Raw genomic sequence first — 18,201 nt, forward strand, 5'->3', positions numbered from 1 at the left:
GCGGGCCGCCTTCCGGATGCCGAGCGATAGAGTGCCGCAAGGAGCGCCGCAAGCGGTCCGCACGGCGCTGCTGCCGAGATCTCCCGGCTAGTGTGGCGTCTCGCAATTGCCTACCGCCTTCGCGGCAACCCTCTCGTAGGCAATTGCGAGACATAAGCCACACTAGCACTTTGATTTTGCTAGTGTCCTTTATGTCTCCGAATTACCGTGCGAGCGTGAGGCAAATGGAGCGGTAATTCGGAGACAGGACACTCGTGTGGCGTCTCGCAATTGCCTACCGCCTTCGCGGCAACCCTCTCGTAGGCAATTGCGAGACCTAAGCCACACTAGTGTGGTGGATCTGACGCTCGTTTCAGTATTGCAGCGAGTTCTTCGAGCGCGCGTCAGATCCAAAACCACACTAGAATCATAATGATGCTAGTGTGGCGTCTCGCAATTGCCTATGCCTTTGCGGCAAGCCTCTCATAGGCAATTGCGAGACATAAGCCACACTAGCTTTTTGATTTTGCTAGTGTCCCGATGTCTCCGAATGACCGTGCGAGGGTGAGGCAAACGAAGCGGTAATTCGGAGACGGGACACTAGTGTCCCCTTGTTTCCAACGTTCGTATGAGCGCCTGCTGCAATGGGGTACGAACGTTGGAAACAGGACACTCGCACTCTGATTTTGCTAGTGTCCCTATGTCTCCGAATGACCGTGCGAGTGCGAGGCAAACGTAGCGGTAATTCGGAGACAGGACACTAGCGATAAGCAGCTGACTTAATTGGATTTTATAGGCCGTTTCGGCGGCGAAAGGGGTTGGTGCGGGGCTCTGAATCGCCTATATCTCCCGGACTGATTCGTCGTGGGGATTTTTGCGTTTGGCCGATCAAGATAATCCGGAATCCGGCGCCTCCGGGCCGGTCGACATCCGCCCGGTTTCTATCTCCGATGAGATGAAGCGATCCTACCTCGATTACGCCATGAGCGTGATCGTGGCGCGGGCGCTGCCGGACGCGCGCGACGGCCTCAAGCCGGTGCATCGGCGCATTCTCTACGCCATGCACGAGAACGGCTTCGACTGGAACAAGGCGTATCGCAAGTCGGCCCGCACCGTCGGCGACGTCATCGGTAAATACCATCCCCATGGCGACCAGTCGGTCTACGACGCCCTGGTCCGCATGGCGCAGGACTTCTCGATGCGGGTGCCGCTGGTCGACGGCCAGGGCAACTTCGGCTCGGTCGACGGCGATACCGCGGCGGCCATGCGCTACACCGAGTCCCGTCTCACCAAGGCCGCGCACACCCTGATCGAGGACATCGACAAGGATACGGTCGATTTCCAGCCCAACTACGACAGCTCCGAACGCGAGCCGTCGGTGCTGCCGGCGCGCTTTCCCAATCTTCTGGTCAACGGCGCCGGCGGCATCGCCGTCGGCATGGCGACCAATATCCCGCCGCACAATCTCGGCGAAGTGATCGATGCCTGCATCGCGCTGATCGACAATCCCGCGCTCGGCATCGACGACCTGATGGGCATCGTGCCCGGGCCGGATTTCCCGACCGGCGGCATCATTCTCGGCCGCCAGGGCATCCGCGCGGCCTATCACCTCGGCCGCGGCTCCGTCATCATGCGCGGCAAGGTGACGATCGACACCATCCGCAAGGATCGCGAGGCGATCATCATCTCGGAGATCCCCTACCAGGTGAACAAGGCGGGGATGGTCGAGCGCATCGGCGATCTCATCCGCGAGAAGAAGATCGAGGGCATCGCCGACCTGCGCGACGAATCCAATCGCGAGGGCATGCGCGTCGTCGTCGAGCTCAAGCGCGACGCCGTCCCCGAGGTGGTGCTGAACCAGCTCTACAAGTTCACCCCGCTGCAGACGAGCTTCGGCGCCAACATGGTGGCGCTCGACGCCGGCCGGCCGCAGGTGATGAACCTGAAGGACCTGCTGACGCTGTTCGTCGCCTTCCGCGAGCAGGTGGTGACGCGTCGCACCAAGTTCCTGCTCAACAAGGCCCGCGACCGCGCCCATATCCTGGTGGGTCTCGCCATCGCAGTCGCCAATATCGACGAGATCATCCGCGTCATCCGCACCTCGCCCGATCCCGCGACCGCTCGCGACACCCTGATGTCGCGGGACTGGCCGGCGGCGGACGTCGCCGCCATGATCACGCTGATCGACGATCCGCGCCATCACCTCAATGCCGACGGCACCGCTCGGCTGTCGATGGAGCAGGCCAAGGCGATCCTCGACCTGCGGCTGCAGCGGCTCACCGCACTCGGCCGAGACGAGATTTCCGACGAACTCGACAAGCTCGCGGCGGAGATTTCCGATTATCTCGAGATCCTGCGCTCGCGCGCCCGCGTCCAGGCCATCGTCAAGGACGAGCTGGCGGCGGTGAGGGCCGAATTCGCCACGCCGCGCCGCACGGTGATCGTCGACCAGGAGGGCGAGGTCGAGGACGAGGACCTGATCCAGCGCGAGGACATGGTGGTGACCGTGTCTCACCTCGGCTACGTCAAGCGCGTGCCGCTATCGACCTATCGCGCGCAGAAGCGCGGCGGCAAGGGCCGATCCGGCATGCAGACCCGCGACGAGGATTTCGTCAGCCGGCTGTTCGTCGCCTCGACCCATTCGCCGGTGCTGTTCTTCTCCTCGCGCGGCCAGGTCTACAAGGAGAAGGTGTGGCGCCTGCCCATGGCGGCGCCGAACGCCCGCGGCAAGGCGCTGATCAACATCCTGCCGCTGGAGCAGGGCGAGCGCATCACCACCATCATGCCGCTGCCGGAGGACGAATCCTCCTGGGCCAATCTCGACGTGATGTTCGCCACGACCGGCGGCAACGTCCGTCGCAACAAGCTGTCCGATTTCGTCGATGTCCGCCGCTCCGGCATCATCGCCATGAAGCTCGACGAGGGCGAGGCCATCGTCGACGTGCAGATCTGCACCGAGCATGACGACGTCCTGCTCACCACCGCCGGCGGCCAGTGCATCCGCTTCCCGGTCACGGACGTGCGTGTCTTCACCGGCCGTACCTCGATGGGCGTGCGCGGCATCGCGGTCGACAACGACACGGTGATCTCGCTGTCGATCCTGCGGCATGTCGAGACGACGTCCGACGAGCGCTCGGGCTATCTCAAGATGCGCCGCGCCGTTGCCGGTGAAGCTCTGGCCGGTGAAGCTCTGGCCGGTGAGACGGCCGTCGACGAGGCCGCCGAGGCCGAGGGCGAGGAGACGAACGGCGCCATCCAGCTCTCCCAGGAACGCTATGTGGAGATGTCGGCGCAGGAGCAGATCGTGCTGACGGTCTCGGTCAACGGCTACGGCAAGCGCACCTCGTCCTACGAATACCGCACCACCGGCCGCGGCGGCAAAGGCATCGTCGCCATGTCGGTGAACGACCGCAACGGCAAGCTGGTGGCCTCCTTCCCGGTGGAGGACAGCGACCAGATCATGCTGGTGACCGACAAGGGACAATTGATCCGTTGCCCGGTGGACGGCATCCGCGTCGCCGGCCGCTCGACCCAGGGCGTCATCGTCTTCGACACCGCCGATGACGAACACGTGGTTTCGGTCGAGCACCTCACCGAGGAAGAAGACAACGGCAACGGCGGCTGACGAGCGCCGGACGAGCCGCGCTCGGCAAGAAGCCGCCCGAGGGCATCCGGGCGGCTTCGAAACCAAAAACGGCCGTCTTCGGCGGCGTTGCGGTCGGCGGCGCGCCGTGGTTTGGCAAGCCACTGAATATCAATAGAAAACACCCGCGCCGCGGCCGGGCGAGGGGCTGCGGCGCTTGCGGGCGGTGAGGAGGCGCGGTAGACCGAAAGCATGTCGCGCATCGCCCTTTACCCCGGGTCGTTCGATCCCGTCACCAACGGCCACCTCGACGTGGTGCGCCAGACCGTTCGCCTGGTCGATCGCCTTGTGGTGGCGATCGGGATCCATCCCGGCAAGACGCCGCTGTTCAGCCCCGCCGAGCGGCTGGACATGATCAGCGAGGTGTTCGCGCCGCTGGCGGCCAAGGCCGGCTGCGAGGTGGAATGCGTCACCTACGACGACCTCGCCGTCACGGCGGCCCAGCGCGCCGGCGCCACCATTCTCATTCGCGGCCTGCGGGACGGCACCGACATGGACTATGAGATGCAGATGGCAGGCATGAACGAGACCATGGCGCCGGACGTGCAGACGGTGTTTCTGCCGGCATCCCCCATGGTCCGCCCGATCACCGCCACACTGGTGCGTCAGATCGCCAGTATGGGGGGCGACGTGTCGAACTTCGTGCCCCCGGTGGTCGCGGCCCGGCTGAAGGACAAATTCGCCCGCGGCTGATCGCCAAAAGCCTGGTCCCGCCGCGTCTTCCCGCAACCCGTTTCCCGAAGCTTCTGGAGCTCTCATGATCCGAATTCTCGCCGTTCTCGCCGCGCTGGTCTGCGCTGCGCCCGCGCTGGCGCAATCGCTGCCCGCCAACCTCGACAAGCAGAATGCGATCGTGATCGACACCAACAAGGGCCGCATCGTCGTCCGGCTGCGGCCGGACCTCGCGCCGAAGCATGCGGAGCGCATCAAGCTCCTGGCGCGCGAGGGCTATTACAACAACGTGCCGTTCCATCGGGTGATCGAAGGCTTCATGGCCCAGACCGGCGACGGTCAGAACTTCAACGGCACCGGCGGTTCGAAATATCCGAATCTGTCGGCTGAATTCACCCCGACGCCGTTCACGCGCGGCGTCGTCGGCATGGCCCGCGCGGCGTCGCCGGATTCGGCGAATTCGCAGTTCTTCATCATGTTCGCCGACGGCTCCTTCCTCAACGGGAAGTACACGGTGGTCGGCGAAGTCGTGTCGGGGATGGACGTTGTCGACAAGCTCAAGCGCGGCGAGCCGGTGGCCGACCCTGACAAGATGGTCAAGGTGCAGGTCGCTTCCGACATCAAGTGACGTGGTGCGGCGGCTCGTCGTCGCGAGCCTGCTGGCGCTCGGCGCCTCTTCGGCGTGCGTGGCCGGGGAGGCTCCCCGGATCAATACCCTCGGCGGCCTCGTCACCCGGCTGGGCAGCTGCATCAAGCCGCCGCCCACGGCACGCAGCGCGCCGGGCATGGAGATCACCGTCGTCCTGGCCTTCCGGCGCAATGGCGAGATCCTGGGCCGGCCGCGGGTGACCTACGAGACGCCGGGCGCCAGCGATGACGACCGGCTGGCCTGGCGCACGGCCATCATGGAGGCCATCGAGCGCTGTACGCCGTTGCCGTTGTCCGACGGCCTCGGAGCCGCACTGGCCGGGCGGCCGCTGCGCATCAAATTCGACGGACGACACCTGAAGACCGCAAGCTTGACGTCGAACGCTTGAGGACAGAAATCAACCTGAAAGGAAATGTCATGGCAGATACCGAGAACACGCTGATCCTGGAAACCACCCAGGGCCCGGTCACCATCGAGATGCGGCCGGATCTCGCCCCCAACCATGTCGCCCGCATCAAGGAGCTGGTGCGCGAGGGCTTCTATGATGGCATCGTCTTCCATCGCGTGATCGAGGGCTTCATGGCCCAGACCGGCTGCCCGCATGGTACCGGCACCGGTGGCTCCGGCCAGAAGCTCAAGGCCGAGTTCAACAAGGAGCCGCATGTCCGCGGCACGGCCTCGATGGCCCGCGCCGCCAACCCGGATTCCGGCGACAGCCAGTTCTTCATCTGCTTCGACGATGCCAGCTTTCTCGACGGCCAGTACACGGTCTGGGGCAAGGTGACCTCCGGCATGGAAAACGTCGACAAGATCAAGCGCGGCGAGCCGGTCCAGAATCCGGACAAGATCGTCAAGGCCCGGATGGCGCTCGACGCCTGATCGCGGCAAGTCGTGCCGGGATCACCCGGCACGACGCCTCTTCCTGGCGCCGGCCCCGACCCATGCGTACCGAACTCTTCGACTTCGACCTGCCGGCGGACCGCGTCGCACTGCGCCCCGCGGAGCCGCGGGATTCGGCGCGTCTGCTGGTGGTGCAGGCCGATGGCGCGCTGAGCGACCGGATCGTCTCCGACCTGCCGGCTTGCCTTGAGCCGGGTGACGCCCTGGTGGTCAACGACACCAAAGTGATTGCCGCCCAGCTTCGCGGCCGCCGCATCGGCCGCGAGGTCGAGGCCAAGATCGAGGCAACGCTGATCAAGCGCCTCGATGGCTCGCGCTGGCAGGCCCTGGTCAAGCCGGCGAAAAAACTCCTCCCCGGCGACACCGTGCGCTTCGGCAACGAGGGCCGGGTCTGCCTGCTCGGGAATCTCGACGCCACCGTCGAAGCCAAGGGCGATGCCGGCGAGGTGACCTTCGCCTTCAGCTTTCATGGCCCGGTGCTCGACCAGGCCATCGCCGACGTCGGCGCGCCGCCGCTGCCGCCCTATATCGCCGGGCGGCGCGCCCCGGATGCGCGCGACGCCGAAGACTACCAGACGATGTTCGCAAGCCAGGAGGGCGCCGTGGCGGCGCCGACCGCCGGCCTGCACTTCACGCCGGCGCTCGAGGCTGCGCTGATGGAGCGCGGCATCACGCTCCACCGCGTCACGCTCCATGTCGGCGCCGGCACGTTCCTGCCGGTCAAGGCCGAGGATACCGCCGACCACCGCATGCACGCGGAATGGGGCATGATCTCCCCCGACACGGCCGCGGCGCTCAATGCCGTCCACGCGCGCGGCGGCCGCATCGTCGCCGTCGGCACCACCTCGCTGCGCCTGATCGAAAGCGCGACGCGGCCGGACGGGGTGATCGAGCCTTTTGCCGGCGAGACCGCGATCTTCATCACGCCGGGCTACCGTTTTCGCGCCGTCGACGTGCTGATGACCAATTTCCACCTGCCGCGTTCGACCTTGTTCATGCTGGTGTCGGCCTTCAGCGGCCTTCCCGCCATGAAGCGCGCTTACGCCCACGCCATTGCCCGGGGCTACCGTTTCTATTCCTACGGCGACGCCTCGTTGCTGTTCCGCGCCGATGCCGTCCCCCAGTGAGCCCTGTTCCCGGATGACTCTTGCCAACCATTTCACGCTTGTCGCCACGGATGGTGCCGCGCGTACCGGCGTGCTGCAGACCCCGCACGGCGCGGTGCGGACGCCGGCCTTCATGCCGGTCGGCACCCAGGGGGCGATGAAGGGGGTGCACTGGCGCGACGTCCGCGACGCCGGTGCCGACATCGTGCTCGGCAACACCTACCATCTGATGCTGCGGCCGGGCGCGGAGCGCATCGCCGCCCTCGGCGGCCTGCAGACCTTCACCGGCTGGCGCGGGCCGATGTTGACGGATTCCGGCGGCTTCCAGGTGATGTCGCTGGCGCAGCTGCGCAAGGTGACGGAGCAGGGCGTGACGTTCCGCTCCCATATCGACGGCGCCTCGCTGGCGCTGTCGCCGGAGCGGGCGATCGAGGTGCAGGGCCTGTTCGGCTCGGACATCGCCATGCAGCTCGACGAATGCGTGCGGCTGCCGGCCGAGCGCGCCGACATCGAGCGCGCCATGCAGCTGTCGCTGCGCTGGGCGCAGCGCTGCCGCCGGGCCTTCGAGAACGCGCCCGGCGGGCGCATGCTGTTCGGCATCGTCCAGGGCGGCGACATCGGCGAGCTGCGCCGGCAGAGCGCCGCGGCGCTGGTCGACATCGGCTTCCACGGCTACGCCATCGGCGGGCTTGCCGTCGGCGAGCCGCAGCAGGTGATGCTGGCGATGATCGAGGAGGCGGCTCCGCTGCTGCCGGCCGAGCGGCCGCGCTATCTGATGGGGGTCGGCACGCCCGACGACATCCTGCAATCGGTCGGGCGCGGCGTCGACATGTTCGACTGCGTCATGCCGACCCGCAACGGCCGCCACGGCGTCGCCTTCACCCGCTTCGGCTCGGTCAACCTGCGCAATGCCCGCCACGCCGACGATCCACGGCCGCTCGACGAGGAGAGCCCATGGCCGGCGGCACGGAATTATTCCCGGGCCTATCTCCATCACCTGATCAAGGCCGGGGAGACGCTCGGCGCCATGCTGCTGTCCGAGATCAACATCGCCTATTATCAGAGTCTGACCGCCGGCATGCGCGAGGCGATCGCCGCCGGGCGCTTCGCCGAATTCGCCGAACGCACCCGCGCCGACTGGGCGCGCGGCGATATTGCGCCGCGCTGACCGTTCCCCTTGTCGTGAAACGCCTGATTGTGAAGGCGCGCGAACGGCGACTCTCGCCGTTCCGAAGCGGCGTGGCTGAACGAAGCTGTTCAGTCGCGAGAGTTCTGTCGCGAGTTGCTCAATTGCACCTGAGCCCGAGCGAATGCTCGGTGACAAAGCCGTAGCCGCAGGTTTCACAGCTCCACAGATAGCGAACCATGTTGTCGGGCAGGAAAGCCGAGGCTTCGGCCGCGACCATGGTGTCGGCGCAGACGGCGCAGGTCGGCAGCTCGCGTTCGCGCGGCGCCGGACGGGGCGATCTGGACCACATGACTTCCGACACAACAACTTCAGAGAGTCCCGACATCGGAGCCTCCTGAGATCGAGCAGTTTTGGATTTGCGACGCTCGTGCCCGCTGTGAATTTAGGAAACGGAATACCAGCCTCGACTAAAGTCTACACTGAAATTCTTGACGTTGTCGCAACACAAATGCGGTGCTTTGACGATTTGTGTGCTGCGGCGCATCATCGTCGCAGGCGGTGCGCCGACGTCGCCAGCGCTTAGGGTGTTCCGCTCCGACTTCATTCCGATGTTGCTCCGACATTGCGGTGCCGGGCTCCGCGCTCCGCTCCTCTGGCGTCATCGCACCGCGGCATGTTCTAATGGGACATTGCCTTTTTGGAGATCTCGCATGACCACCTCCGCTCCGTCCCCACACCGTCCTGGCCGCGGCCGCGTCTATTCCAGCATTGCCGACGCCTACGGCGACACGCCCATCGTCCGGTTGAACGCGCTGCCCCAGCGCAACGGAGTGAAGGCGACGATTCTCGCCAAACTGGAATATTTCAATCCAGCCGCCAGCGTGAAGGACCGCATCGGGGCGGCCATGGTCGCCGCCATGGAGAAGGCCGGCGTCATCAAGCCGGACACGGTGCTGGTCGAGCCGACCTCAGGCAATACCGGGATCGCGCTCGCCTTCGTCGCCGCGGCGAAGGGCTACCGCATCAAGCTGGTGATGCCGGAATCGGCGTCGATCGAACGGCGCAAGATGATGGCCTTCCTCGGCGCCGAACTGGTGCTGACGCCGGCCGCCCAGGGAATGAAGGGCGCCATCGCCAAGGCCGAGGAGCTGATCCAGACGACGCCGAACGCCGTGATGCCGCAACAGTTCAAGAACCTCGCCAATCCGGAGGTCCATCGCCGCACCACCGCCGAGGAGATCTGGAACGACACCGAGGGGAAGGTCGACATCGTCGTCGCGGGCGTCGGCACCGGTGGCACCATCACCGGCATCGGCCAGGTGCTCAAGCCGCGCAAGCCGTCGCTGCGCATGGTCGCGGTCGAGCCCGAGGAGAGCCCGGTGCTCTCCGGCGGCCAGCACTCGCCGCACAAGATCCAGGGCATCGGCGCCGGTTTCGTGCCCGACATCCTCGATCGCGCGGTGATCGACGAGATCGTCAAGGTCAACAGCGCGACGGCGATCGAGACCTCCCGGGCCATGGCGCGCAGCGAGGGCATCGCCGGCGGGATCTCGTCCGGGGCGGCCATCGCCGCGGCGCTCGAACTCGGCAAGCGTCCGGAAAACGCCGGCAAGACCATCGTCGCCATCGTGCCTTCCTTCTCGGAGCGCTATCTGTCCACGGCGCTGTTCGAAGACATCTGAGACCAATGAACCTCAGGCACGCCCCGGCCGTATTCCAGTCGCCCGGTCAAAGCCCTACGATATGCACACATCTCCGGATCCTCTTGCGGCGCCTCCCATTTTCTGAATCGATGGTAGTCGCAAGATTCTGGGGAACAGAAATGGAAGGTGGTTTGGGACGGTTCGGCGACCGGCGCCTGGAAAAAGGGGGGCCGGCTTGCTGGCCCGTCTGGTCAGTGTCGGTCAATCCGGCATCAGCGTGCGTCGCGTGGGGGGCAATCGCGCCGGCGAGATGCGCATTACGCGTTTTTTGCGTAACCCGCGTGTGAGACCGGACGAGATGGTCGCGACCGCCCGCGCGCGTACCGCCGGGCTGGTCAGGGGGCGGCACATCCTGGCGATCCAGGACACCACGACCCTGCGCGACGATGGCAAGCAACGCAGTTTGAACCTGCATCCAATGATCGCGGTGGATGCCCATGATGGCGGGCTGCTCGGACTTGTCGATGCGGTGTTCCTTAGCCACGTTGGTGGCAAGAAGCATCTATGCAAAAAGCGGCCCTTCGCCGAAAAAGAGAGTAGCCGCTGGCTCGACGCGACCAATACAGCAGCCAGCCTGGTTGCGTCCGGAGCGGCCTGCGTCACCGTCGTGGCCGACCGGGAAAGCGATATTTATGAGGAATTCGCCTGCCGTCCCATTGAGACCGAACTGCTGATCCGCGCCCATCATGATCGCGTGCTGGAAGACGGAGGCATGCTCTATGAGTGCATGGAGGGTGTCGCTGAACTGGGCCGCGAGACGATCGATCTGCCGGCCAATCCGGGCCGAGCCGCCCGTCAGGCAGTGCTGGCGCTGCGGGCGCGTGATGTCACCCTGAAGCGGCCGAAACGCAACCGCCCCGCCGAGGCGGCCAAACTGCCGAAGACAGTCACTCTCACCTTGGTGGAAGCACGTGAGATCGATCCGCCGGACACCGTGACGCCGGTACATTGGCGGCTGCTGACAACGCACAGGGTGGCGACGCTGGCGCAAGCATTACTGATCACACACTTTTATCGCCAGCGCTGGACCATCGAGCAGGTCTTCCGGGTGATGAAAACGAAAGGCTTCGACATCGAGGCGGTGCGGGTTACAGAGGATGGGCCATTCGAGAACCTGACCACCGCGACGTTGATCGCTGCCATTCAAGTACTGCAGATGGTTCGCGAGCGCGACGGCGCGGCCGGGCGGCCGCTGCAAGACGCGCTCGACCCCGAAGACCAGCCCGCGCTGGAGGCGATTTGTCAAACCCTTGAGGGCAAGACCGAGAAACAGAAGAACCCTCATCCCAAAGGGTCGTTGGCATATGCCAGTTGGGTGTGCGCTCGGCTTGGCGGATGGACCGGCTATTATGGAAAGCCAGGCCCCATCGTAATGATGCAGGGGCTGCAATCCCTCAAGGCAATACTTCGCGGCTGGAGACTCCGCAGAGATGTGTGAATCTCGTAGGGTCAAAGCCGGGCGACGACAACGGAGAGTGGAGCGGCCGGCCCGAGGGGAGGCAGGTCGCGAATGTCAAACTCGCTCCGTTAGCTCCGCGCCGCGATCTTGAACAGCGGCGAATGGTCCGGCTGGGTGGTGACGATGCCGATGGGCATCACCGGCGTGGCATCGATGCGTTCGATACGGAAGGCGCCGACGATCCGCGCCAGCGCCAGCGTCGCTTCGGTCAGGGCGAAATGAGCGCCGATACAGATGCGCGGGCCGACGCCGAAGGGCAGGTAGGCGAAACGGTCCGGCGGCGTTCCGGTGAGGAATCGCTGCGGCACGAAGGCGTCCGGATCGTCCCACAATTTGACGTGGCGATGGAGCAGCCACGGCGCGATGAAGACGACGTCGCCTTTGCGGACGGCGTGGCCGGCGATGGTGTCCGGCCCGCGCGCCTGGCGGGCGATCAGATAGGCCGGCGGATAGAGCCGCATGGTTTCGTCCAGCACCGCGCGGGTGAATTTCAGCGCCTCCGGTTCGGGCGAGGGGCCGGCGGCGCGGGCCTCGCCGGCGACCTCGTCCTGGGTGGTGCGGTCCTGCGCCAGCAGCAGCAGGGCCCAGAACAGTGCGGTCGCGGTGGTTTCGTGGCCGGCCAGGATCATGGTGGCGACCTGGTCGATCAGGTTGTCGTCGCTGAACGCCTCGCCGGTTTCCGGGTCGCGGGCGGCGACCATCAGGTCGAACAGGTCGCGCGGCGCGTCGCCGGTGCGGGTGACCGCGCGTCGCTCCGCCATCAGGGCGCGCACGAAGGCGCGCCAGCGCCGGCGGAAGAAGGCGCGCTGGACGTCCTGCGGGCTCGGCCAGCCGAGCGGCAGCACCATGTCCCACAGATGCGGGCGGGCGAGGCGGGAGCCGTATTCGATGATGAAGGCGCGCAGCGCGGGGCCGTGCGCGGCCATGCCGAAGGAGAACATCGTGCGGCCGGCGATCTCCAGCGTCATGCGCTGCATCACCTCGCGCAGGTCCAGCGGGTGGCCGGTCTTGCCGTCGAGTTCACTGACGGTATCCTCGATCACCGCGCGCATGTGCGGCACCAGGGTGCCGACCGCCCGCGGCGTGAAGGCCGGCGCCAGGGTCCTTCGCTGAAGCTTCCAGGCCCGGCCTTCGGCGAGCAGCAGGCCTTCGCCGAGCACCGGCCGCAAGACCCGGATGCCGGGCGGGGTGCGGCCGTAATTCTCGTCGTTGTCGATCAGGACATGGCGGATCGCGTCGGGATTGTTGAGGGTGAAGCTGGCGTGGCCGAGAAAACGGCCCTGCAGCATGTCCTCCTGGTAGGCCCGCTCGCTCCAGCCGGCGATGCCGCTGATGCGCATCATCAGGATACGGCGGAAGCTCGACAGGGTTTCCGGTGCGGGAGTTGGCCGTGGCGGCCGCAGCGGAGCGGCACGGCTTAGCTGCGGCGGGACGACCTCGATCGCATCGGCATTGCCCATGGCGTGCTCCGTCGTTCGCGGCGCTGTTGCTGGCCACCGACGATCGGATCACAAGGGGGCAATTGCAAGACAAGCCAGGCAAGACAAGTCTGGCGAGGGCTGCACGGCGATGCCGGCGCAGCCCTCAGGATCAGTCGTCAGCGGGTGCCGAAGCCGTGGCCGCCGGTGAGCAGGTCGGCATAGGCGCGAAAGATGCTCCGCCACATCGTCTGGCTGGCGCGCACCATCTCCCTGGAAGCAATCAGCGCCGGGGACAACGGCGGCGACGCCGCGGGCGGCAATGCAACCGGCTCCGCCGGCCGGCTGCGATCGAGGTCGACCGTACCGCTGGCTTCGCCGCTGTAGAAGGACAGGTGGGCGCCGAACTTCTGCGCCAGGGCCTTCATCGCCTGGTTCTCGGCGCCAGTGGTCACGCGCAGGCGGTGGTGGCCGGTCCGCCGGGCCTCGCTCAGCAACTGCTCGAACAAGGCGGTGCCGACGCCCTGACGGCGCAGCCGGCTTTCGACGCTGAAAGCGATTTCGGCCACGGAATCGCAGGATCGCTCCGGCGCATGCAGTTCGGCGGCGCCGCGCACCACACCGTCCTGCAGATAGGCGACGACGACGGTGCCGTCCTCGAAGCAGCGCTCGGCATAGGTCCTGACGAAGTCTTCGCCGATGCCGCCGTTGAAGCGGTCGCGCCGGCTCGCCGGATCGAGCCGCAGCAGGTGGTCGCGGAGCAGGTGCTGCTCGCCAGCCCGCAGGGTCCGGATGACGCCCGATCCAGAACCGGACCGGAGAGTCGCAATGCTCGTCATTCCAAGTCTCCTCATGGTTGCCCGTGAGGACGTTCGAATCCCTAGTGGCGCTCATATTGTGCATCGCAGCATGAACGTCAAGATCTGAATGAAGATTTTGTGCAACAAAGATAGTGCTGAAATATCAGTGGCCTATGGTGCCCGGCGTGCCGACGCCGACGCCGACGCCGATACCGCCGCCGAAGCGGACGCAGGTGTCCGATCCGGGGGCCCGGGTGAAGCCAGGGCCGAATTCGGCACAGGGATCACGGGATGGCCGTACGACTTTCGGGCGATCGCTGTTCGGCGCGGTCTTGGGAGCGGTCTTGGGCGCGGACTTGGGCGCCGGCTTGGGCGCAGTCCGGCGCGGCTGCGGTTCGGCGGCGGCCGGCGCGACCAGGGCGATGACCGAGAGCAGCACGAGGATGCGGCGCATTCCACGCTCATATCAAATGGCGCCGGGCGCAGCCAGCCTGGCAGCCTGGCGGGATCAGTGCGGTGGATCCGACGCTCGCTGCAGTATTGAAGTGAGGCTTTGACACGTTGCGGTTGAGTGCCTTGATGACGCGTTAACCAATTCGTCCCGGCTCGGCCGGCAAGCCGGCCGGTGTTGATCAAACCTTCACCAGGCTGCGTCATTCGTCAGGCTGGGCATGGGCAGGTGGTGCGGCTTCGGTCGCATGGAAGCAATGGCACGGGACGACAAGGGCATACGCCGGATCATCCAGCAGGTGGATCCACCTGCCGACTGGGACGGGGATCTGCCGCCGTTGTCGCAGGAGGAAGTGGCCGGTCGGCTGCGCAAGCGCCGGATCATCTGCGCGACCCAGACCGCGAGCTATGCGTTCGATTCCGGCATCGTCGTCCTGTTCGCGGCGATCGGCGCGGCGCCGGCCTCGCTGGCCTGGATCTATCTCTTCTGCGGCGTCGTCATCAACGCGCTGGCCTGGGGATTGTCCGAGACGCGGTTCACCGACCGCCTGAAGGACCACTATCTCACCGTGCCCTGGAGCATGGCCAGCACGGCCAGCAAGCTCCTGGCGATCTATCTCGCCCCATCGATCGGCTTCTACTTCGTCGCGCTCATCTTCGTGGTGCTGTCCTTCGGGGCGCTGCGGTCGACGGGGCGGCAGGCCGCGCTGGTGTGCGGGTTCGCCGTCGCCGGTCTCGGCCTTCTGATGCTGGGTCTGGATGTCCATATCGCGCTGCCGATGGACTCGGCGATCGAACGCGCGATCTCGCTGTTCTGCCTGTTCAGCGCTTTGGCGCGCTACACGGCCACCGGTCTCTACGGCGGCGAATTGCGCCGGATGCTGTTCGAGCGGGGCAGGGACCTCGCCGAGGCCAGCCGGCGCATCGCGGAGATGGCACAGATGGATGAACTGACCGGCGCCCTCAACCGCCGCACGGTCATGACCGGACTGGAGGAGGAGATTGCCCGCGCCAATCGCGGCATCGCCAGTTCAGTCGCGCTGATCGACCTCGACTTCTTCAAGTTCATCAATGATCGCTTCGGCCACCCGGTCGGGGACGAGGTGCTGCGTGCGTTCGCGGCGAACATCCTGGCGAACATCCGCAGCGTCGACAGCTTCGGCCGCTACGGCGGCGAGGAGTTCCTGCTGGTGATGCCGGGCCTCGACCCGCGGCGCGCCGCCAGGATGCTGGACGGGCTGCGCCGGATCATCGCGGGCGTGGACTGGGCCGCGATTGCGCCGGGGCTGAAGCTGACGATGTCGGCGGGCGTGTGCGGCGTCACCGGCGAAGGGACGATCGACGTGGTGCTGGCGCGGGCCGATGCGGCGCTCTATCGCGCCAAGGACGAAGGTCGTAATCGCGTGGTGGGCGACAGCCTCACGGCTGATCCGATGGCGCCACCGTTGCAGCCGGAATGGCCGGCGGTGTCGCTGGTTTGCGAGGCGAGCGCCGAGGCGGACATCCAGGCCGCCGTGCGCCTTTCTTGAATGCACTCGCCTGACCGCATGTAAAAGCCTCCGGCAGGGCATTGCCGGAGGCTTCGGAGGTTTACATGTGTGGCTTTGGTGTTACCTCGGGAGAGGCCACCGGAAATCCGGCGGCACCTCTGCCTCACAGTCTAACTATAGCATGGAAGTTAGATAAGCTAAATAGTTTATAAACTCATATAACTAAGAAGCTTGTCGATCTCTCGGAGCAAAACCCCGGCGGAAACCGCCGGGGGTAAGCTTTGATTCCGTCGGACAATCGGGATCAGAAGCTGCGCTGGATCTGGATGCCGCCGTTCCAGATGTTCTGGTCCTTCATCTGGAAGGTGGTGCCGGCGGCCGCGCCGGAGACGCCACCCGCCGCGGCGACGAAGGTGCCGTTCTGGTTCTGGTGCAGACGGCTCCACATCACTTCAGCCGCCAGCGTCAGGTTCTTGACCGGGGTCCAGGCGGTACGGGTACCGATCTGGGCGATGCTGAAGTCGAAGCTGCCGGTGTTGGTGCCGCCGAAGGTGCCGGTGGCCCACAGAGCGGGCGTGTTGGAGGCGGCGACGAGCAGCGCGTTACCCGCAGAACCATACTTGATGGCGCTGTAGCCGCCGAACACCGAGGTCCGCCAGGCCGGGTTCCAGTAGTGCTCGAACGAGGCGCTGACGTCCCAGGCGTCCGACAGCTCGATGCCGGTGCCGGTCGCCGGGGTCAGGCCACCATAGACGCCATCGAGGATGTAGCCGAAAGCCATGCTACCGCCGGTGCCGGTGCCGGAGCCGAGCTTGGCGAAGCGGCCCGCGCCGGCGCTGTCGAATGTGCCGCCGAAGACGTACTTCGCAGCGCCGTGGGCGTAGGTACCCTGGATCTGGAAACTGTCGCCCACGCCGGTCGGCAGGTTCTTCAGCTCGAGCGCGCCGCTGGCGGCCCAGCCCCAGGCCGAGCCCGGATGGCCAGTGTCGCTGTTGGCGGCGGTGTAGTAGGTGCCATGAACTTCATGCGCGGCGGCGGCGAAGTGCAGGGTGCCCCAGGCCTGGTCGACACGCAGGTTGCCGACGATATCCGGCACGTGAGCGCCGAGCTGGGCGTTGCCGAGGAAGGTGTTCGCGGACGTGCCGTAGCCGGTCGTGGCACCCTGGAACGGAGCGATGAACGCCGCGGAGGTGTTGAGCACGCCAGCGGTGCGATAGGGGACGCCGTCTTCGAGCGACAGGGTGCCCGACACGCCGTTGCCGAACTGCCAAGTGTAGGCCAACTGTGGGATGCCGGTGGCGTTGTTGGAGCCCGACAGGAACGCCGACGAGATGTTTGGCTTGGCCAGCGCCCACTGTGGGTCGAACTGGGAAACCGCCTTGCCGAGGGTGAAGCCGGCGAACTGGATGAAGGCGAAGTCGACTTCGGTGTAGCCGCCCGCGATGTTCTCACGACCCTGGCTGAAGTCGAACTGGAGGTTGGCATAGGTCCGCAGCACGCCCCATTCGGTGGCGGTGCGGGTATCCACGAACAGGTTCAGACGCTCGCGGGTGGCGTAGTAGTTGCGGTTGTAGGCGTTGGCGCCGGCGGCGCCGCCCTGCCAGTACGGCGTGTCATACATGTTGCCGTTGAAGGCGACCGCCAAACGGAGCGCGCCGCCGATGCGAAGGCAGGTATCGGTGCCCGGGATGTAATAGAAGCCTGCGCCATAGAGCGAGCAGACCTTCACGTACTCGACCGCTTTGGCCTTGACGGGAAGATCGGCCGCCTGAGCGCCGGTCAGCGCGACGAGGCCCGCCGCGGTGCCGAGCATAAGGCTCTGAACCATCTTCATCTTGTAACCTCTCCAAGTGTTGCTCTGGGGCGGCCTCGATCGCTGCGGTTGCAGTCGCCGAATGCCACCCGTTCCCCTGACCTGCCGCCCGGACTTGTCCCGCTGTGACGCGTAAAGTTGCGCGAATTGCCAGTCGTTCGACGGCCGGCAGCTCCTCCGGCCATCGGCGGGAATATGCATTTGTAGATAAGCGAACGAAATAAATTTATTTAGTCACCTAATAGATGAGGCGGCGCTGTGGCCATTCTGCAACGGTGGAAATATGGCTTCTACGCCGCTTTCTTGCCGCTATATGTTTGATAAAATTAACGAAGCGGCTCAGGTGGTGGCTTGAGCCTGATGACGGTGCTATCGGGGGCGAAATGGCCACAGGTTCAACGGGACCGCGACCAGGGGCGGCGAAGTCCAATCGGCAGACGCAACAAGACGCCGCGCGCCGATTCGCCTGGGAGATCGCGTCGATCGACGTCTACCTGCAGGAGATCCGCTCCTACTGGGCCCGGATCCTGGGTGTCACCGGCCCCCAGTGGATGATCCTCATGGCCGTCAAGGATCTCGACCAGGGCGAGGGGGCCTCGGTCAAGGCGGTTTCGGCGCTGCTCCACGTCGACCCCTCCTTTGTCACGACAAATTCCAAAATGCTGGAAAAGAAGGGGTTCTTGCGCCGAAAGACATCGCGCGAGGACGCACGGGTCGTGTTGATGTCGCTCACCGACAAGACGTCGAAGCATGTCGCGGCGCTGGAGACGAGGCAGGATGAGCTGAACGAATTCATCTTCGCCGGTCTGACCGATCATGAACTCGAAGCCATGGTGTCGCGCCTCGCAACCCTGAAGAGGCGCCTGGAAAAGGCGCGGCTGCGGGCGGCTTCGGAGCTCTGACCGGCGGCCGCGCGTCTTCGCGGCGCGCCGCGAGACGAGCCGTCACCCCTTCGATAACCTGTTCGAGTGGAAGCGGCCGATGCGCATG

Annotated in this window: 16 protein-coding genes; 11 read left to right on the plus strand and 5 right to left on the minus strand. The window is 65.7% G+C overall.

From position 1 onward, the window contains the following. Positions 1-859: 859 nt before the first annotated feature. The 7 genes from gyrA (at position 860) to tgt (ending at position 8,117) form a co-directional block, all read left to right on the plus strand. Positions 860-3,604 (plus strand): DNA gyrase subunit A, encoded by a 2,745-nt coding sequence (gyrA, locus tag DB459_RS21410; protein WP_253707550.1) that lies wholly within the window; start codon positions 860-862, stop codon positions 3,602-3,604. A 210-nt stretch (positions 3,605-3,814) separates the two neighbouring features. Further along, entirely contained in the window at positions 3,815-4,315 is a 501-nt protein-coding gene (coaD, locus tag DB459_RS21415; RefSeq protein WP_253707552.1) for a pantetheine-phosphate adenylyltransferase, read from the plus strand. 64 nt (positions 4,316-4,379) lie between these two features. Next, the gene (locus DB459_RS21420; protein WP_253707554.1) at positions 4,380-4,922 is read left to right on the plus strand and encodes a peptidylprolyl isomerase; all 543 of its coding nucleotides are present in this window, start codon (positions 4,380-4,382) and stop codon (positions 4,920-4,922) included. 1 nt (position 4,923) lies between these two features. Further along, positions 4,924-5,331 (plus strand): hypothetical protein, encoded by a 408-nt coding sequence (locus tag DB459_RS21425; RefSeq protein WP_253707556.1) that lies wholly within the window; start codon positions 4,924-4,926, stop codon positions 5,329-5,331. 29 nt (positions 5,332-5,360) lie between these two features. Then, positions 5,361-5,822: a peptidylprolyl isomerase gene (locus tag DB459_RS21430; protein WP_253707558.1), complete on the plus strand. Its 462-nt coding sequence runs from the start codon at positions 5,361-5,363 to the stop codon at positions 5,820-5,822. Between the two features lie 62 nt (positions 5,823-5,884). After that, the gene (queA, locus tag DB459_RS21435) at positions 5,885-6,970 is read left to right on the plus strand and encodes a tRNA preQ1(34) S-adenosylmethionine ribosyltransferase-isomerase QueA (RefSeq protein ID WP_253707560.1); all 1,086 of its coding nucleotides are present in this window, start codon (positions 5,885-5,887) and stop codon (positions 6,968-6,970) included. A gap of 13 nt (positions 6,971-6,983) precedes the next feature. Then, positions 6,984-8,117 carry a tRNA guanosine(34) transglycosylase Tgt gene (tgt, locus tag DB459_RS21440; protein ID WP_253707562.1) on the plus strand — a complete coding sequence of 378 codons (1,134 nt, stop codon included), beginning with the start codon at positions 6,984-6,986 and terminating at the stop codon, positions 8,115-8,117. A 118-nt stretch (positions 8,118-8,235) separates the two neighbouring features. Here the strand turns inward: tgt and DB459_RS21445 are convergent, their stop codons facing one another. Further along, a complete protein-coding gene (locus tag DB459_RS21445) occupies positions 8,236-8,463 on the minus strand; it encodes a hypothetical protein (RefSeq protein WP_253707564.1) in 228 nt (75 codons plus the stop codon). 325 nt (positions 8,464-8,788) lie between these two features. On the opposite strand from DB459_RS21445, the gene cysK reads away from it, so the two are divergent. Together cysK and DB459_RS21455 are read left to right on the plus strand one after the other, a co-directional pair. After that, complete coding sequence (cysK, locus tag DB459_RS21450) at positions 8,789-9,760, plus strand: cysteine synthase A (RefSeq protein ID WP_253707566.1); 972 nt, start codon at positions 8,789-8,791, stop codon at positions 9,758-9,760. Between the two features lie 196 nt (positions 9,761-9,956). Beyond that, complete coding sequence (locus tag DB459_RS21455) at positions 9,957-11,219, plus strand: IS4 family transposase (RefSeq protein ID WP_253707568.1); 1,263 nt, start codon at positions 9,957-9,959, stop codon at positions 11,217-11,219. A gap of 89 nt (positions 11,220-11,308) precedes the next feature. Here the strand turns inward: DB459_RS21455 and DB459_RS21460 are convergent, their stop codons facing one another. The 3 genes from DB459_RS21460 to DB459_RS21470 form a co-directional block, all read right to left on the minus strand. Beyond that, positions 11,309-12,700, minus strand: a complete 1,392-nt coding sequence (locus DB459_RS21460; RefSeq protein WP_253707571.1) for a cytochrome P450 — start codon at positions 12,698-12,700, stop codon at positions 11,309-11,311. 137 nt (positions 12,701-12,837) lie between these two features. Next, positions 12,838-13,497 carry a GNAT family N-acetyltransferase gene (locus DB459_RS21465; RefSeq protein ID WP_253707573.1) on the minus strand — a complete coding sequence of 220 codons (660 nt, stop codon included), beginning with the start codon at positions 13,495-13,497 and terminating at the stop codon, positions 12,838-12,840. A gap of 124 nt (positions 13,498-13,621) precedes the next feature. Next, positions 13,622-13,912: a hypothetical protein gene (locus DB459_RS21470; protein ID WP_253707575.1), complete on the minus strand. Its 291-nt coding sequence runs from the start codon at positions 13,910-13,912 to the stop codon at positions 13,622-13,624. A 253-nt stretch (positions 13,913-14,165) separates the two neighbouring features. On the opposite strand from DB459_RS21470, the gene DB459_RS21475 reads away from it, so the two are divergent. Next, complete coding sequence (locus DB459_RS21475; protein ID WP_253707577.1) at positions 14,166-15,437, plus strand: GGDEF domain-containing protein; 1,272 nt, start codon at positions 14,166-14,168, stop codon at positions 15,435-15,437. Positions 15,438-15,702: 265 nt separating this feature from the next. Here the strand turns inward: DB459_RS21475 and DB459_RS21480 are convergent, their stop codons facing one another. Beyond that, a complete protein-coding gene (locus tag DB459_RS21480) occupies positions 15,703-17,226 on the minus strand; it encodes a porin (RefSeq protein WP_371926798.1) in 1,524 nt (507 codons plus the stop codon). Positions 17,227-17,594: 368 nt separating this feature from the next. On the opposite strand from DB459_RS21480, the gene DB459_RS21485 reads away from it, so the two are divergent. Beyond that, entirely contained in the window at positions 17,595-18,113 is a 519-nt protein-coding gene (locus tag DB459_RS21485) for a MarR family winged helix-turn-helix transcriptional regulator (protein ID WP_253707582.1), read from the plus strand. Positions 18,114-18,201: the final 88 nt, after the last annotated feature.

Origin of the sequence: Bradyrhizobium sp. WD16 (assembly GCF_024181725.1) — a bacterium.
Classification (GTDB): Bacteria; Pseudomonadota; Alphaproteobacteria; order Rhizobiales; family Xanthobacteraceae; genus Bradyrhizobium_A.

Bases quoted from the DNA above. Each gene is read 5' to 3' on its own strand.
- DB459_RS21465 (WP_253707573.1), bottom strand. From the start codon at position 13,497: ATGACGAGCATTGCGACTCTCCGGTCCGGTTCTGGATCGGGCGTCATC.
- DB459_RS21470 (WP_253707575.1), bottom strand. From the start codon at position 13,912: ATGCGCCGCATCCTCGTGCTGCTCTCGGTCATCGCCCTGGTCGCGCCG.
- coaD (WP_253707552.1), top strand. From the start codon at position 3,815: ATGTCGCGCATCGCCCTTTACCCCGGGTCGTTCGATCCCGTCACCAAC.
- cysK (WP_253707566.1), top strand. From the start codon at position 8,789: ATGACCACCTCCGCTCCGTCCCCACACCGTCCTGGCCGCGGCCGCGTC.
- DB459_RS21480 (WP_371926798.1), bottom strand. From the start codon at position 17,226: ATGGTTCAGAGCCTTATGCTCGGCACCGCGGCGGGCCTCGTCGCGCTG.
- DB459_RS21475 (WP_253707577.1), top strand. From the start codon at position 14,166: ATGGCACGGGACGACAAGGGCATACGCCGGATCATCCAGCAGGTGGAT.
- DB459_RS21460 (WP_253707571.1), bottom strand. From the start codon at position 12,700: ATGGGCAATGCCGATGCGATCGAGGTCGTCCCGCCGCAGCTAAGCCGT.
- DB459_RS21420 (WP_253707554.1), top strand. From the start codon at position 4,380: ATGATCCGAATTCTCGCCGTTCTCGCCGCGCTGGTCTGCGCTGCGCCC.
- DB459_RS21430 (WP_253707558.1), top strand. From the start codon at position 5,361: ATGGCAGATACCGAGAACACGCTGATCCTGGAAACCACCCAGGGCCCG.
- queA (WP_253707560.1), top strand. From the start codon at position 5,885: ATGCGTACCGAACTCTTCGACTTCGACCTGCCGGCGGACCGCGTCGCA.
- tgt (WP_253707562.1), top strand. From the start codon at position 6,984: ATGACTCTTGCCAACCATTTCACGCTTGTCGCCACGGATGGTGCCGCG.
- DB459_RS21445 (WP_253707564.1), bottom strand. From the start codon at position 8,463: ATGTCGGGACTCTCTGAAGTTGTTGTGTCGGAAGTCATGTGGTCCAGA.
- DB459_RS21485 (WP_253707582.1), top strand. From the start codon at position 17,595: ATGGCCACAGGTTCAACGGGACCGCGACCAGGGGCGGCGAAGTCCAAT.